This is a genomic window from Hydromonas duriensis, assembly GCF_004363775.1.
GTDB lineage: Bacteria > Pseudomonadota > Gammaproteobacteria > Burkholderiales > Burkholderiaceae > Hydromonas > Hydromonas duriensis.
Map to the genome: position 1 here is coordinate 59053 of NZ_SNZE01000010.1, position 13648 is coordinate 72700.

General features: G+C 48.0%; 15 protein-coding genes. 7 read left to right on the forward strand and 8 right to left on the reverse strand.

Annotation, left to right across the window (positions count from 1 at the left end; all coding sequences use genetic code 11):
* Nucleotides 1-15 precede the first annotated feature (15 nt).
* Both DFR44_RS06160 and DFR44_RS06165 read left to right on the forward strand, forming a co-directional pair.
* A complete protein-coding gene (locus DFR44_RS06160) occupies nt 16-642 on the forward strand; it encodes a lysophospholipid acyltransferase family protein (RefSeq protein ID WP_133620147.1) in 627 nt (208 codons plus the stop codon).
* Nucleotides 639-1625: a phosphatidate cytidylyltransferase gene (locus DFR44_RS06165; RefSeq protein WP_133620149.1), complete on the forward strand. Its 987-nt coding sequence runs from the start codon at nt 639-641 to the stop codon at nt 1623-1625. The genes DFR44_RS06160 and DFR44_RS06165 overlap by 4 nt, the downstream gene beginning before the upstream one ends.
* A 53-nt stretch (nt 1626-1678) precedes the next feature.
* On the opposite strand, the gene DFR44_RS06170 is transcribed toward DFR44_RS06165, so the two are convergent.
* Nucleotides 1679-2059: a VOC family protein gene (locus DFR44_RS06170; protein WP_133620216.1), complete on the reverse strand. Its 381-nt coding sequence runs from the start codon at nt 2057-2059 to the stop codon at nt 1679-1681.
* A 290-nt stretch (nt 2060-2349) separates the two neighbouring features.
* Here DFR44_RS06170 and DFR44_RS06175 point away from each other — a divergent pair, with 290 nt between their 5' ends.
* From DFR44_RS06175 to DFR44_RS06185, 3 genes are all read left to right on the forward strand, one after another.
* Entirely contained in the window at nt 2350-3162 is an 813-nt protein-coding gene (locus tag DFR44_RS06175; RefSeq protein WP_133620151.1) for an MIP/aquaporin family protein, read from the forward strand.
* Between the two features lie 70 nt (nt 3163-3232).
* Nucleotides 3233-4747, forward strand: coding sequence for a glycerol kinase GlpK (gene glpK / locus DFR44_RS06180; RefSeq protein ID WP_133620153.1), 1515 nt, complete (start codon nt 3233-3235; stop codon nt 4745-4747).
* Between the two features lie 48 nt (nt 4748-4795).
* Entirely contained in the window at nt 4796-6343 is a 1548-nt protein-coding gene (locus tag DFR44_RS06185; protein WP_133620155.1) for a glycerol-3-phosphate dehydrogenase/oxidase, read from the forward strand.
* A gap of 77 nt (nt 6344-6420) precedes the next feature.
* On the opposite strand, the gene rapZ is transcribed toward DFR44_RS06185, so the two are convergent.
* The 4 genes from rapZ to DFR44_RS06205 all read right to left on the reverse strand — a co-directional run bounded on the left by rapZ (nt 6421) and on the right by DFR44_RS06205 (nt 9494).
* Nucleotides 6421-7287: an RNase adapter RapZ gene (gene rapZ / locus DFR44_RS06190; RefSeq protein WP_133620157.1), complete on the reverse strand. Its 867-nt coding sequence runs from the start codon at nt 7285-7287 to the stop codon at nt 6421-6423.
* A gap of 16 nt (nt 7288-7303) precedes the next feature.
* Nucleotides 7304-8299 carry an HPr(Ser) kinase/phosphatase gene (gene hprK / locus DFR44_RS06195; protein ID WP_246012061.1) on the reverse strand — a complete coding sequence of 332 codons (996 nt, stop codon included), beginning with the start codon at nt 8297-8299 and terminating at the stop codon, nt 7304-7306.
* A 17-nt stretch (nt 8300-8316) separates the two neighbouring features.
* On the reverse strand, nt 8317-8790 hold the full coding sequence (ptsN, locus tag DFR44_RS06200; protein ID WP_133620159.1) for a PTS IIA-like nitrogen regulatory protein PtsN: 474 nt from the start codon (nt 8788-8790) through the stop codon (nt 8317-8319).
* 98 nt (nt 8791-8888) lie between these two features.
* A complete protein-coding gene (locus DFR44_RS06205) occupies nt 8889-9494 on the reverse strand; it encodes a glutathione S-transferase N-terminal domain-containing protein (protein ID WP_133620161.1) in 606 nt (201 codons plus the stop codon).
* A gap of 249 nt (nt 9495-9743) precedes the next feature.
* Between DFR44_RS06205 and DFR44_RS06210 the strand changes: the two genes are divergently transcribed.
* Together DFR44_RS06210 and DFR44_RS06215 are read left to right on the forward strand one after the other, a co-directional pair.
* Nucleotides 9744-10091, forward strand: a complete 348-nt coding sequence (locus tag DFR44_RS06210; RefSeq protein ID WP_425459562.1) for a hypothetical protein — start codon at nt 9744-9746, stop codon at nt 10089-10091.
* A gap of 71 nt (nt 10092-10162) precedes the next feature.
* Nucleotides 10163-10678, forward strand: a complete 516-nt coding sequence (locus DFR44_RS06215) for a hypothetical protein (protein WP_133620163.1) — start codon at nt 10163-10165, stop codon at nt 10676-10678.
* Nucleotides 10679-10758: 80 nt separating this feature from the next.
* Here DFR44_RS06215 and DFR44_RS06220 read toward each other — a convergent pair whose 3' ends face one another.
* The 3 genes from DFR44_RS06220 to DFR44_RS06230 all read right to left on the reverse strand — a co-directional run bounded on the left by DFR44_RS06220 (nt 10759) and on the right by DFR44_RS06230 (nt 13483).
* Complete coding sequence (locus DFR44_RS06220) at nt 10759-12177, reverse strand: ammonium transporter (protein WP_211336910.1); 1419 nt, start codon at nt 12175-12177, stop codon at nt 10759-10761.
* A gap of 63 nt (nt 12178-12240) precedes the next feature.
* A complete protein-coding gene (locus DFR44_RS06225) occupies nt 12241-12612 on the reverse strand; it encodes a P-II family nitrogen regulator (RefSeq protein ID WP_133620165.1) in 372 nt (123 codons plus the stop codon).
* Nucleotides 12613-12961: 349 nt separating this feature from the next.
* Nucleotides 12962-13483 carry an AAA family ATPase gene (locus DFR44_RS06230; RefSeq protein WP_133620167.1) on the reverse strand — a complete coding sequence of 174 codons (522 nt, stop codon included), beginning with the start codon at nt 13481-13483 and terminating at the stop codon, nt 12962-12964.
* Nucleotides 13484-13648 lie beyond the last annotated feature (165 nt).

Below are 13648 nucleotides of genomic sequence, written 5' to 3' on the forward strand. Positions count from 1 at the left end.
ACAAACGATATTGATATGTTTATTTCACATTTTTTACAGTTGCTCATTCGTTTATTGATTGGGGCTTATCCACGCTGGATTGGCTGCAAATCGACGCCCGTGCAGCGGATTTATTTCGCTAATCACACCAGCCATATTGATACGGTGGCGATTTGGGCGGCGTTGCCAAGGCATTTGCAAGCCAAAACCCATCCTGTGGCCGCATTTGATTATTGGGGTAAAAATAAATTCAAGCGTTACATTGTGACGAAAGGTTTGAATGCCGTTTTTATCGCCCGCAGTAAAGAGGATCGCACCGATGAAGACCCGCTCCAGCCGCTTTACGACACGCTCGCCAAGGGGGACTCATTGATTATTTTCCCTGAAGGTACGCGCAATAAAGATGCATTGCCGCAGGCGTTTAAGGCTGGGATTTATCATCTTGCTAAACAATTCCCGCAGGTAGAGCTTGTGCCTGTTTATCTCGAAAATCTCAATCGAATCATGCCCAAAGGCGCGTTTTGGCCAGTGCCTCTGGTGTGCACCGCTCGATTTGGTAAGCCTTTGTTTTTACAGGAAGATGAGGGCAAAGATGAGTTTTTGACACGCGCGCGCCAAGCCGTTATTGATTCTCGCGCACCGTTTCAACAAGGGGTGGAATGATGTTTAATCTGAATGTGTTGACTGATTACGAATTGTTTTGGTTTACCTTGCTCGGCTTGATGTTTTTGGTCGGTGTCGGGCATATCGTCACTTATTATGCGACCAAGCATGCCGAACGCTTGGATTTAAAAACGCGGCGTGTGTTTTTGTTACGCACGCAACGACACTTTGCCGCATTTTGGTGGGTGTTTATTGTCTCTGCCTTGGTGAGCATGTTTGGTTTGGTCGGTGCTTTGGTGGTGTGCGCGATTATTTCTTTCTTGGGCTTGCGCGAGTTCATTACGCTTACGCCTGTCAAGGGCGGGGATTACCGCTCGTTGTTTTTTGCCTTTTTTGTGTTTTTACCACTGCAGTATGTCTTGGTTGGAGCGCGTGAGTTTGGCTTTTTTACGGTGTTGATTCCCGTGTATGCGTTCTTGTTGCTGCCTGTTTTGTCGGTCATCCGAGAGGATGTCGATAAATTTTTACCGCGAACCGCGTCATTGCAATGGGGCTTGATGATTGCCGTGTACTGCTTAAGTCATACCGTCGCCATTTTGTATATTGATGCGGTCAATGATTTCAGTACGCAAAGCCGTGCATTGTTGCTGTTGTTCTTTTTGGTTTTGGTGCGTTGCGCCATGTTGTGGCAACATTTGGCTGATTATTTCTTTCGCCAAACAGACCGACGCATTGCCGCTCAAATTCACAGTCGCATGACTTGGTCGGGCTTGTTTGTTAGTGTCGCTGCCAATGCGTTGATTGCCTCATCGTTTTTTTGGTTCACGCCGTTTACATATTGGCAAGCCGCTATCGCGGGTGGTTTGGTGTCGTTTGCTTCATTGTTTGGCCGCTTGGTTATGCGTGGCATTACCTTGAGTTTAGGCATTAAAGATTGGGGTGAGCTGACGGGAGGCCAGCAAGGCGTGATGGATCGATTGGATGCTGTGTTATACGCTGCACCTGTGTTTTTTCATTACGCAGTTTTTGTGACGAAGCCGTAACCATCAAAAATAGCGTTATTAGGTGAGTTTGATATCGAAAGAAGTGAAATCTTTTATTCGATAAAGTTAATTTCTAAACCGTTACCAGCGGGGTCTTTGAAAAATAATTGAACGTGCTTGCTATTGGGGACGTTTTCAATTGTATAAAAAATAAAATGTTGCTGGAGTCGTGTTTCAAACTCACCTCGATGAGTGGCACGAAAAGCGATGTGGTCAAAAGTATTCTGTGCATGGGCTGGACGTGATTCATCAATCGCAGCTTCAGTCAGGTGCAATACATCTTGATCTGCCGCATAGAGCCAATAGCCGAATGCTTTAAATGGTGGACGCTCACCTTCATACAAGCCAACAACATCAATATAAAAATCTTTTAATTGCTCTAATAATGCACGATGAGCACGTAGGTTGTAATGGCTGAATTTGATTATGCACATCTTTTCCTTGGTCTTTAAAGGTATTGCAAAATTAGCTTTGTGACGGTTTGATGAAATGACATGGGGGCGTGGTGTTGTCATTTTTTGCGGATAATCGCCAATATTTTTCAAAATCTCATATGATGTTTGATTTAAAATAATTTATCCGCTCTAAGTGTGTAAATAATTATAAACTTGTATTTTGACGGAAAATTATAAAAGAGTAGTATAGGCAAGACATGTTGTTGATGTGATTAAAAAAATCATAAAAGCAGCATCCCTGTAACGATTTTTTCATCAGGAAGGCCAATATGAAATTCAGTGCTAAACAAGAGTTTTTTGCCGAGTTGCTCGGCACGATGGTGCTTATTCTCTTCGGTTGTGGGGTGGTCGCGATGGTGGTGTTGTTTTCAAACCCCGATTCTCAAGGCGCTCCTCAAATTGTCAATGGTGGTTATACTAATATCACGATGGGCTGGGGGTTCGCTGTATTATTGGGTATTTTGGTGAGTGGTACGGTGAGTGGTGCTCACTTAAACCCAGCCGTGACGATTGCTCTGGCGGCGACTAAGCGATTTTCGTGGGCGAAAGTGCCACACTATATCGCGGGGCAGTTCGCAGGGGCTTTTATTGCAGCGGCGGTTGTATTTACTGTCTATTATTCGAAGTGGTTGCAGTTTGACCCCAATTTGGAACATACCACGGGCATTTTTGCAACCTTTCCAGCCGTACCTGGTTTTTGGCCAGGCTTCATTGATCAAGTTGTTGGTACGGCTTTGTTAATGGGGCTGGTTTTGGCGATTACGGACCACTTAAATAATCCAAACGGTGTGTTTTGGAGCGCGTTGGCGATTGGTTTTGTGGTGATGGCGATAGGCATGTCTTTTGGTGGCATGCATGGTTATGCCATTAACCCCGCGCGTGATTTATCCCCTCGTTTATTTGCTGTGTTGGCTGGTTTTAAAAACAATGGGCTGACCGATGGCAGTGGCGTTTGGTTGGTGCCAGTGGTTGGGCCTATCACAGGGGGGTTGCTGGGCGCATGGGTTTATGATTGTTTTATTGGACGACCCATCAAGCGCGCGCACGAGGTGGCGAAGTTGGAATCAGAATCCAGTGTGTAACTCGCAGCTAAAATGCTGTAGAACACGTAAACTGACGGATAACGATTGAATAAACACGTAGGAGACACAGATGACATCAGAACGCAAACAATACATCCTCGCGCTTGATCAGGGTACGACCAGTAGCCGCGCCATTGTGTTTGAGCATGACGGCAGCATCAAAGCAGTTGCACAAAAAGAGTTTGAACAGATTTTCCCACGACCAGGTTGGGTGGAGCATGACGCGACGGAAATTTGGAGCACTCAAATGGGTGTGATGCACGAGGCTTTGAGCAGTGCCAATTTGCGCGCGTCTGATATTGCAGCCATCGGCATCACCAATCAGCGTGAGACCGTCGTGGTGTGGGATAAAAAAACAGGCGTGCCCATTCATAATGCGATTGTTTGGCAAGACCGCCGCACGGCACCTTTGTGTGACCAGTTGTGTGAGCAGGGGTTGGCTGAGGTGTTTCAGAACAAAACAGGTTTGGTGCTGGATGCGTATTTCAGCGGCACTAAGGTTAAGTGGATTCTTGATAATATCAAAGGTGCGCGCGAACGCGCCCAAGCAGGAGAGCTGGCTTTTGGTACGATTGACTCATGGTTGACGTTTAAGTTAACCAATGGCGCCTTGCACATCACTGATGTCAGCAATGCAAGTCGGACCTTGCTGTTCAATATCCACACTGGTCAATGGGACGATGAGCTGCTCGACATATTGGATATCCCTCGACATATTTTGCCCGAAGTGCGCGCCAGCAGTGAAGTATACGGCGAAACAGAAGCAGGATTGCTCGGTAGTCGAGTCAAAATTGCGGGCATTGCGGGCGACCAACAGGCGGCCACTTTTGGGCAGGTGTGCTTTGAGCGAGGTATGGCTAAAAACACCTATGGCACGGGCTGTTTTATGTTGCTCAATACAGGTACGGATGCTGTGCCGAGCAAAAATAAGTTGCTCACAACCGTGGCTTGGCGTGCCAACGACCGAACCGACTACGCACTTGAGGGCAGCGTGTTTATGGCGGGTGCGGTGGTACAGTGGTTGCGGGATGGTCTTGGCATCATTCGTAGCAGTGGCGAGGTTGAAACATTGGCCGCTTCGGTTAAGAGCGCGGAAGGCGTTTTTCTCGTTCCCGCTTTTGTCGGTCTAGGCGCGCCATATTGGGACAGCTATGCGCGAGGCACAATCATCGGCATGACGCGTGGTACAACAGCGGCGCATATTGCGCGCGCAGCCCTCGAGTCAATTGCATTTCAGAGTGCTGAGGTATTGGAAGCCATGCGTAAAGACTCGAATGTTGAGTTACGTGAACTGCGCGTTGATGGTGGGGCGAGTGCAAATAATTATCTGATGCAATTTCAGGCGGATATTTTGGGTGTCCCCGTTGTGCGTCCTAAAGTGACCGAAACCACAGCACTAGGTGCAGCCTATCTGGCGGGGTTGGCGGTTGGGTTCTGGCAGAGTCAGTCCGAGATTGCCGAGTTGTGGCAAGTGGATCGACATTTCGTCCCCGAAATGTCGTTGGATGAGCGCGAGTCACGTATGGGCATGTGGAAACGAGCAGTTCAACGCAGTATGGCGTGGGAAAGTAGCGACTCTGTTTAATTCATTCGTCATTCATTTTATTTTAACACCTGCAACAAAGGACATCCCATGAAGCGCTCCGATATTTTACACACCATTCAATCGACAGAAGATTGGGATGTGTTGGTGATTGGAGGTGGGGCGTCGGGTTTGGGTACTGCCTTGGAAGCAGCGACACGTGGTTATCGCACCCTATTGCTGGAGGCGCATGATTACGCCAAAGGCACGAGTAGCCGAAGCACCAAGTTGATTCATGGTGGGGTGCGTTATTTGGCGCAGGGCAATATTCCACTGGTCAAAGAAGCCTTGCATGAGCGGGGAATTCTCAAGCGAAATGCCCCCCATCTCGTCCATGACATGGGCTTCTTGGTTGCGGCTTATAACTGGTGGTCGATTCCATTTTATGGGATTGGCTTGAAACTGTATGACTTCTTGGCAGGCAAGTTAAATCTGCAACCGAGTCGCCGCGTGTCTCGTGAAAAAGCCTTGGCCTTGATGCCCACCTTAAAAAAAGAAGGGCTAAAAGGCGGTGTACTATATTTTGATGGGCAGTTCGATGACAGTCGGCTTGCCATTAGCTTGATGCGCACCTTGCGCGATGAGGGCGGGGTCGCGTTAAATCATGCGCCTGTCACGGCTTTATTGAAAGAGGGGGATAAGGTCGTTGGGGCGAGTTTTCAAGACGCTGAAACAGGGCAGGAATATAAGGTATATGCTAAAAGCGTGGTGAACGCGACGGGGGTATTCGTCGACGACATTCGTCGCATGGAGACCCCCGATGTTGCCCCCATGCTTTCACCGAGCCAGGGTGTGCATCTGGTAGTTGAGCGAAAATTTTTGCCCAGTCAGTGTGCGATGATGGTGCCGCACACTCAGGATGGTCGAGTGCTGTTTGCGGTGCCGTGGCATGGTCACGTTATGATTGGGACTACCGATACCGCTGTACCGAACATTGATGTTGAACCACGCGCATTGGCAGAGGAAGTTGAGTTTATTTTGAATACCGCCAAACAGCACATGACGCCAGCACCGACGCGTGCGGATGTGCTTAGTGTTTATGCGGGTTTGCGGCCTTTGGTTAAAGCGGATGGCGAAGGTGAGACTAAGTCCTTGTCGCGCAGTCACGTCATTCGCACCAGCGCGGGTGGTTTGGTGACGCTCACGGGTGGAAAATGGACGACCTACCGTCGCATGGGGCAAGATGCGGTTGATGAGGTGGTCAAGCGGACTGGCTTGCCTGTCAAGACAAGTGTAACGAGTGATTTAAAACTACATGGTTGGTGTGACAATGCGCCTGATGACCATTGGAAAGTTTACGGTACAGATGCGGTAAAGATTCAAATGTTGGCGGGCGCGACGATACGTTTGTCGGATGAGTTGCCCAATACAGAAGCAGAAGTGCTTTGGGCGATTCGTCATGAGCAGGCGCGAACAGTCGAAGATGTGTTGGCGCGCCGCATCCGCGCCTTGTTTCTCAATGCCCAAGCGGCTCGCGACGCAGCACCGCGAGTTGCACAGATTTTGGCGGATGAATTAGGTCGGGATGAGGCGTGGCAACAAGCGCAGTTACGTGAATTTAATGCGCTGGTTGATGGGTATTTATTGTCACCCGTTTAAATGACCTGAAAAAATAAACATAAACGTAAAAGGCTTATTGTTTAGGCTTTAGGGTCAAACGTTGTCCCCACCATTTTTTAGCGCAATGTTCGATGCCTAACCAGCACTTGTTCGGGGGCACGCAGGCCTTTGTCGATTAAGCGATCCGCTAAAATTTTAGCGATGTAGACAGAACGGTGTTGGCCGCCTGTGCAACCAATGGCGATGGTGAGGTAACTGCGGTTGTCTTCCTCAAAACGAGGCAGCCAGCGTTGAATGAATTGTTCGATGTCGCTAATCATCAAGTGTGTATCAGGTTGTGCAACAAGGAATTCTTGCACGGGTGCATCTAAGCCCGTCAGTGGCCGCAGACTGTGGTCATAAAATGGGTTGGGCAAACAGCGCACATCAAATACAAAATCAGCATCCATCGGAATCCCATGTTTGAAGCCAAAGGATTCAAATAGCACCGTCATGCTGTCGTTGCGTAAAGACAACAGGTCTTTAATCCACGTTTGCAATTGGCGCGCTTTTAATTTGCTGGTGTCAATGATGGCCGATACGGCGAGCATGGGCAACAGGCGTTCACGTTCTAATCCAATGCTTTCAACCAAAGAATTGTCGTTGTTATCTTTGTATTCACGTGTTAAAGGGTGGCGACGGCGGGTTTCTGAGAAGCGTTGTATAAGGGTGTTGTCGTCGGCCGTCAGAAAAATGGTATGTACGTTAAATCCTTGGGCACGGAATTCATCCACTTGTGACGGCAATCTGGCAAAGTCAACTGACGAACGCGCATCAATGCTGATGGCGATTTGAGTATGCCCCTGCACGCTGAGGGTGGATACTAAATTTGGCAGTAGGTTGGCAGGTAAGTTATCAACGCAGTAATAACTGGCATCTTCGAGCAACCTAAGGGCGACGCTTTTGCCTGAGCCTGATATGCCTGTGATGAGTACGATTTTCATGAGTGTATTATCAAAATTAAATGTCGCTTTGACCGCTTTGCGTCGGCAAAGGGTATTGATTGTGTTGCTCCATGGCCAAGCGCTGACGTTCCATAAAGTCTTTTAGAGTGTTAATTCCACGTAATTGCATGACCGTACTGCGTACGGCAGCCTCAAGTAGAACGGCCAAGTTCCGACCTGCAGCCACGGGCAAGACAACTTTGCGCACATCGACTCCAAGGATTTCTTCGGTCAATGTTTGAGAGGGTAAGCGTTCATAATGCTCTTCCAATTCACTGCGTTTAATGAGTTGAGCAATGAGGCGCAGCTTAATTTTACGGCGCACCGCCGTTTCGCCAAAAATAGTTTTGATGTCGAGCAAACCGATACCGCGTACCTCCAATAAATTTTGGAGTAAAGAAGGGCAACGACCTTCAATGTAATCTGGCGCGGTGCGCAGTAATTCCACTGCGTCATCCGCCACCAATCCATGCCCACGGCTGATGAGCTCCAGTGCCAGCTCTGATTTGCCAAGTCCCGACTCACCGCAAATCAACACGCCAACACCCAAAACATCCATCAACACCCCGTGGCGCGTGCATTGTTCGGCAAACATGCGGTTGAAATAAACGCGCAAATAGTCAATCAAGTCCGCCGCTGACTCAGGGCTGTGAAATAGAGGAATCGCATGCGTGTTGCACCAGCCCACTAAAAAATCGGGTGGCAGCAATTTATCGCCTACCATGATGGCGGGTGGCTCGCCGTAAGTCAAAAAATCATTGAGATACTCTAAGCGTTTTTCTTCGGTGAGCCAGTCAAAATAAGCCAGTTCAGCTTTGCCGATGATTTGAATTCGGGTGGAGTGAATGGGGTTTAAATGGCCGACCAAATCCGCGCTCGCAGCTCGTGACTTAGCAAGGATACGAAAAGCCCCGTCTTGCCCAGCAAACCAAGTGAGTTCAAGGCGTTCGGATACTTCATTGAACAATGCGGCAATTGATTGCATGGTTTTACTCGCGAAAAAAAGACGCATTGCTGCGCCTGTTGTGTTTAGTGAGGTTGACGACGTGTGGGGTGCCACGTTTGGATGAGTTGCAACACTTCGCCTGCGCCTTGAGCCGACTTCAACGTGTCGCGCAAAGTTTTGTCTGACAATAACTCCGCTAATTCGGACAAAATTTCCAAATGTTGTTGAGTGGCTTGTTCGGGGACAAGTAAAAATATTAAGAAAGACACAGGTTGTGCATCAGGCGCATCAAACGCCACAGGGGTTTGTAAACTGACAATCGCAGCAATCGCCTCTTTCAGACCCTTAATTCGACCATGAGGAATCGCAACCCCTTGACCTAAACCCGTTGAACCCAAACGTTCACGCGCCAGCAAGCTGTCAAATACGCGACTGTGTTCGATGCCCTGCTGATTCTCAAACATCATGGCCGCATGCTCAAACACTCGTTTTTTACTCGATGCTTCGACGCCGAGTTCAATGTTGTTGGCAGGCAAGAGTTTGGCAAGTAAATTCATGGTTGTCCGTGACGTAAAACGTGAAAGGATAAAAAACTGATAGGCGGTTATTATCGCAGAGATTCAAAAAAAAGTGAAACCTTGCGATAGTGTCCGAATTACGCCAAGCGAGGTAATGTGTTTAAAAAGGCGGGTTGAGCATTTAGATAATCAGCCAATTTATTCACGTTAGGATGATGGGCGCGCCAGTCAAAAGAGGGGAGGCGAAAATCAAGGAAATCGACAAGGCATACCGTGGCGACATCGGCGACGCTGTAAGCGTTGTTTGCGCACCACAAGTGGTGTGTCAATTGCTCTTCAATGACAGCCAAGCCTCGAGTGAGTTTGTCTTGTTGGCGGTCTATCCAGTCTTGCCATTGTTTATCTTTGGGGCGCATGGTCTCGATGCGAATCTTGACTGCGGCATCGGTTAGACCATCTGCGAGAGCGGCCCATTTTTTAACCTCTAAGCGGCTTGCGCTGTTGTATGGGGCATGCAATGGCGATTGTTCTTCTAAAAAATCTTCAATGACACGAGAGTCATATAGGGTGTAGCCGTTGTCTAAGACAAGACAGGGCACTTGACCAAGCGGATTATATTGTTGAATAAAACTGTCCGTAGACCAAACATCATCCAAAATAAATTCGTAAGGGATGTTTTCTTCCGCCAATAAAATACGAATTTTTCGGACATAAGGACTAGTGAGTGAGCCAATGAGTTTCATAAAACCTCCCGTGATGGATTCAGATTGAAAAACATGCTTGCTTTGCGTTTATTGGGTCTTGCGCAGGGTTTATACCGAATGTGGCGGAATCAATACTTCGTCATGCTTGTGTCGCCGACTCGAATCAAAGGTTGCTTGAACTTTTTTCTTTTTGTGCATTTTGGCAGTATATCGCAAACGAATCAAAAGTGTAGGCGTTATAATGTGGCTCTGGTGCAGCAAAAGCTGCGTACTTTTTTGGAGAATCGTATGGCGCGTATGAAAATGCTAAAAGCAGTGTTGGGTGCGGGTGTGGTTTTGACTTTAGGAGCGTGTACTCAAGAAACTCAAAATCAAATTGGGCGCAGCGTACAAAATTGGACGGGTACAAATGGTATTTTGGAGGTGTATGCAGGTCCGACTTTGATTAAGCGTTTTTTAGAAGTGGATAAGCTGTCTACGGCTCTTGGAACAGATGATAAAACGCCACGTCCGTATCGCTATGGTTATGGCAAAATTGATTTGAATTTGAACGGTAAGGTTGACCCAGGGGAAAAACGAGTTTATTTTGAAATCAGTGACTATTCAACAAACTATGTGTTTTACGAAGCCCCATAAAGGCTCGCCATTTTAAAACAGATGCAACTGTAAATAGCTAGGTTGCGCCCCTTACTTTTTTGAGGAAAAATATGAACAATATATTAAAAACTGTCATTGCTTTGGCACTGGCATCAACAGCGGGTTTGGTACACGCGCAAAATAATATGGATGTTGTGAATGGCACTAAATTGCCAGGCATTTGGGACTGTACCGCCACGTTGCCCGTGAGTGCGAGTGGTTCGACCACTGTTATCAAAGGGCGTGCCAACTATAATGCCAATGGCACTGTGGTTCATGAGGATGTTGTGACTAAACTGACACCAGGTGCGGCCCCCGTGTCTATTAAAGTATTGGCATTTGCTGATTGGAAGTTTGTGCCTGCATCAAAACTGATGTATGAGACCACACGCAAGGTGAGCACAACGTTTGATAAAACAGATTCTGCTGCCGCTTTGATGGGAGTCAGCATGGATAAAAGTTATCAATCAGCGGTGGACCGTGAGCAGGCGACTCAGGTTGTGCGTTTAGATGACAACGAATGGACGACCTTGGCGGGTGATGCTAAAAATCCGATAGCCATTTCATGTCAGCGTGCTAAAAACTAAAACTTGCTGAAAATAAGGCCACTAAAAAATCCCCGCTGATGTCAGCAGGGATTTTTTGTATGTGCAAGGTTGTGGGGCTGTTAAGCTTGCTTTTTTGAAGGGATGTACACGGGGGCGGTGAGTCCAGTCGCTTCATCAACGGGAGCCAATGATGAAAAGCCAAAACCCTCTGATGTGTAGCCCGCTTCTTCGTGGCTAATAATGTCAATGCCTTGCATCTCTTCAGATTTGGAAATGCGCAAACCCATTGTTAAATCAATGCCTTTCAAAATCACATAGCTTGCTACTGCAGAGTACACAACTGTTGCGCCAACGGCCGTGAGTTGAATCAGCACTTGTTCAACGGTGTCTTTGCCTTGTCCTGTTGAAAATGCAAAAGCCCCTGTGCTCACCGCGCCGATGATGCCCGCCACACCGTGGCATGCGAACACATCCAAAGCATCATCTAATTTAAATACGCGTTTCTTTTGCACCGCCCAAAAGCTGCCCGTTGCCCCCAGCATCCCAATCAAAATGGCATACGCTGGGCTAACCACGCCAGCGGCTGGCGTAATGGCAACCAGTCCAACCACTGCGCCAGTTGCTGCGCCCACAGCACTCATGGCGCGGTGAGTGATTTTTTCCCAAATGAGCCACATCATCATCGCTGCTGCCGTTGCGACTTGAGTGGTTATCATGGCCAAGCCCGCCGAACCATTTGAACCCAACGCGCTGCCAGCATTAAAGCCAAACCAACCGAACCACAATAAACCCGCGCCCAGCATGACGAATGGAATATTATGTGGAATGGCGCGATGGCGTGTGCTTGGTAAGCGCGGTCCGAGTAAAGCCGCAGCGACCAGAGCCGAAACGCCCGCATTGATGTGAACCACCGTACCGCCCGCAAAATCGAGCGCGCCCATGCTAAACAACCAGCCTGATGCGTCCCACACCCAATGCGCGACAGGGCTGTACACCAATATGCTCCACAACGTGATGAACGTTAAATAGGCTGAAAATTTCATGCGGTCAACCAAAGCACCGCTGATGAGGGCTGCAGAAATAATGGCAAAAGTGGCCTGAAACATCACGAACACATATTTCGGAATGCCGTGCCCCGCTTCAAATGTTGCGGTCAGCGTGCTGCTGTCCATCCCTTTGAGCATGATATTCGCGAAGCTGCCGATGTATGCGCCCAAGGACTCATCGCCGAACGCGATTGAAAAGCCAATCACCACCCACGTCAAGGTCACCACGCCCATGGCTGTGATGGACATCATCATTGTATTAAGCACGCTTTTACTGCGAGACAAGCCTCCATAGAAAAATGCCAACGCGGGTGTCATCAGCAACACCAAGGCCGCAGATACCAACATAAAAGCCGTATCGCCACGGTCAAGCACCAGTTCGGTGATGGGTTGAGCTGCTTCTGCCACGGTTGGCGCAGCATCAGGCGCGGCTTGCGCCATGGTTGCTCTGGATACCAGCGCAAGTAAGAAAATAAATAAAAAGCGGAACATGGCGTACTCCTAGCATTCAAACGAAAAATTTAACAAGGTTCAAAAATAATGGCTTCATCGTGCTTAAAACAAACCCTCAGGGTCGGTGCCAACGGGGGTGAGTGCGCCGTCGTCCAGCTCATGCGTGCGGATGCGCACAACACGCTCCAAAGGCTGCACAAAAATCTTGCCATCGCCGACTTGCCCCGTTTGGGCGTGCTTACTGATGGTGGCGATGGTGACATCGACAAAAGCCTCGCTGACGGCAATTTTTAACTCGATTTTGTCTTGAAATTCCAATTTAATTTGTTGACCGCGATAGTGTTCAAGCACCTCATGCTCACCGCCGTGGCCTGCAATTTTTGACAAACTCATGCCTGTCACCCCAATTTTGAACAACGCGGCTTTGACGTCCTCCAGTTTTTCTGGGCGAATAATGGCGCTAATCAGTTTCATACAACCTCCTCGTGGGTGAGTACAACGTACAACTGAAACATCTCAAGTTTGATAGCAGTGTGCGTCATCTAAAAATGTTTGTAAAGTGTTGTGTTGCAGCGTTGGTTGCTCTATGTGATTGATTTAAAATGAATTTTGTCTTGTTGTGGTGCAAGGGCGAGAGGCAGATTTAAAAATTGCACGATGTTGGTGCGAAGCTGGCTTTTAAATTGAGGGCAAGAGGCGACTTGCATTTTTTTGGTGCATATTGAATTTTTTTAAAAATGTCGCAAAAATCATGACGCAATTGTCAATTGTATAAAAAGGTTGTGCGGGGGGGGGGTAAGTGACTCGGTTTTAATAGGTTGAGTCAAGTGAGTGAAGTCAACGCCAGCAATGCACGGTTCATGCGGGCTTCGCCTTGACCGTGGATTTCTGCCCAAGGCGTGGTTTGATGTTCTAGGATGTCTTTGTACATATTAAACAGCCGCTCACGTATCTCTAACTGCGGGTATTCACGCATTTCGTCAGCCACCCACGGCAAATCAGGGCGAGTGAGCAAATACAAGTCGTAACGGTTTTGAGCGCGCGCCTCTTCAATAAAATCATGCGTGCGCCCAAAAACAACCGTACACCATACATGCATGATATGCATATCGGTATCAATAAAAACATATGGGGCATGTGGATGCTCGGCGATGATGCGCTCTTCGTTGCGTAATTGGTTTCGGGCAATGGTGAGCACATCGTTAAAAGTGTATTGAGCACCATGCGTTTGCAAAAATTCACGCGCATATTCGGGCATAAACGGGCAGTTAAAATGAGCAGCGAGAGCCGTCACAAGAGTGCTTTTGCCCGTGCTTTCTGGGCCGATGACGGCAATTTTTTTCATGATGTGTTCAAAGGTTTTAAAAAGATTGTGTGATGGATGCGGGGATTCACCGCCCATTATTGTGCGCTGCGCCTTGACTTTTTTTTATCAATCCCGCATTCTTGCGGATTATTTTAAATTCTAAACGCTTTAGGTTGGTGTGCACAGAAGTAAATCATCATAAAA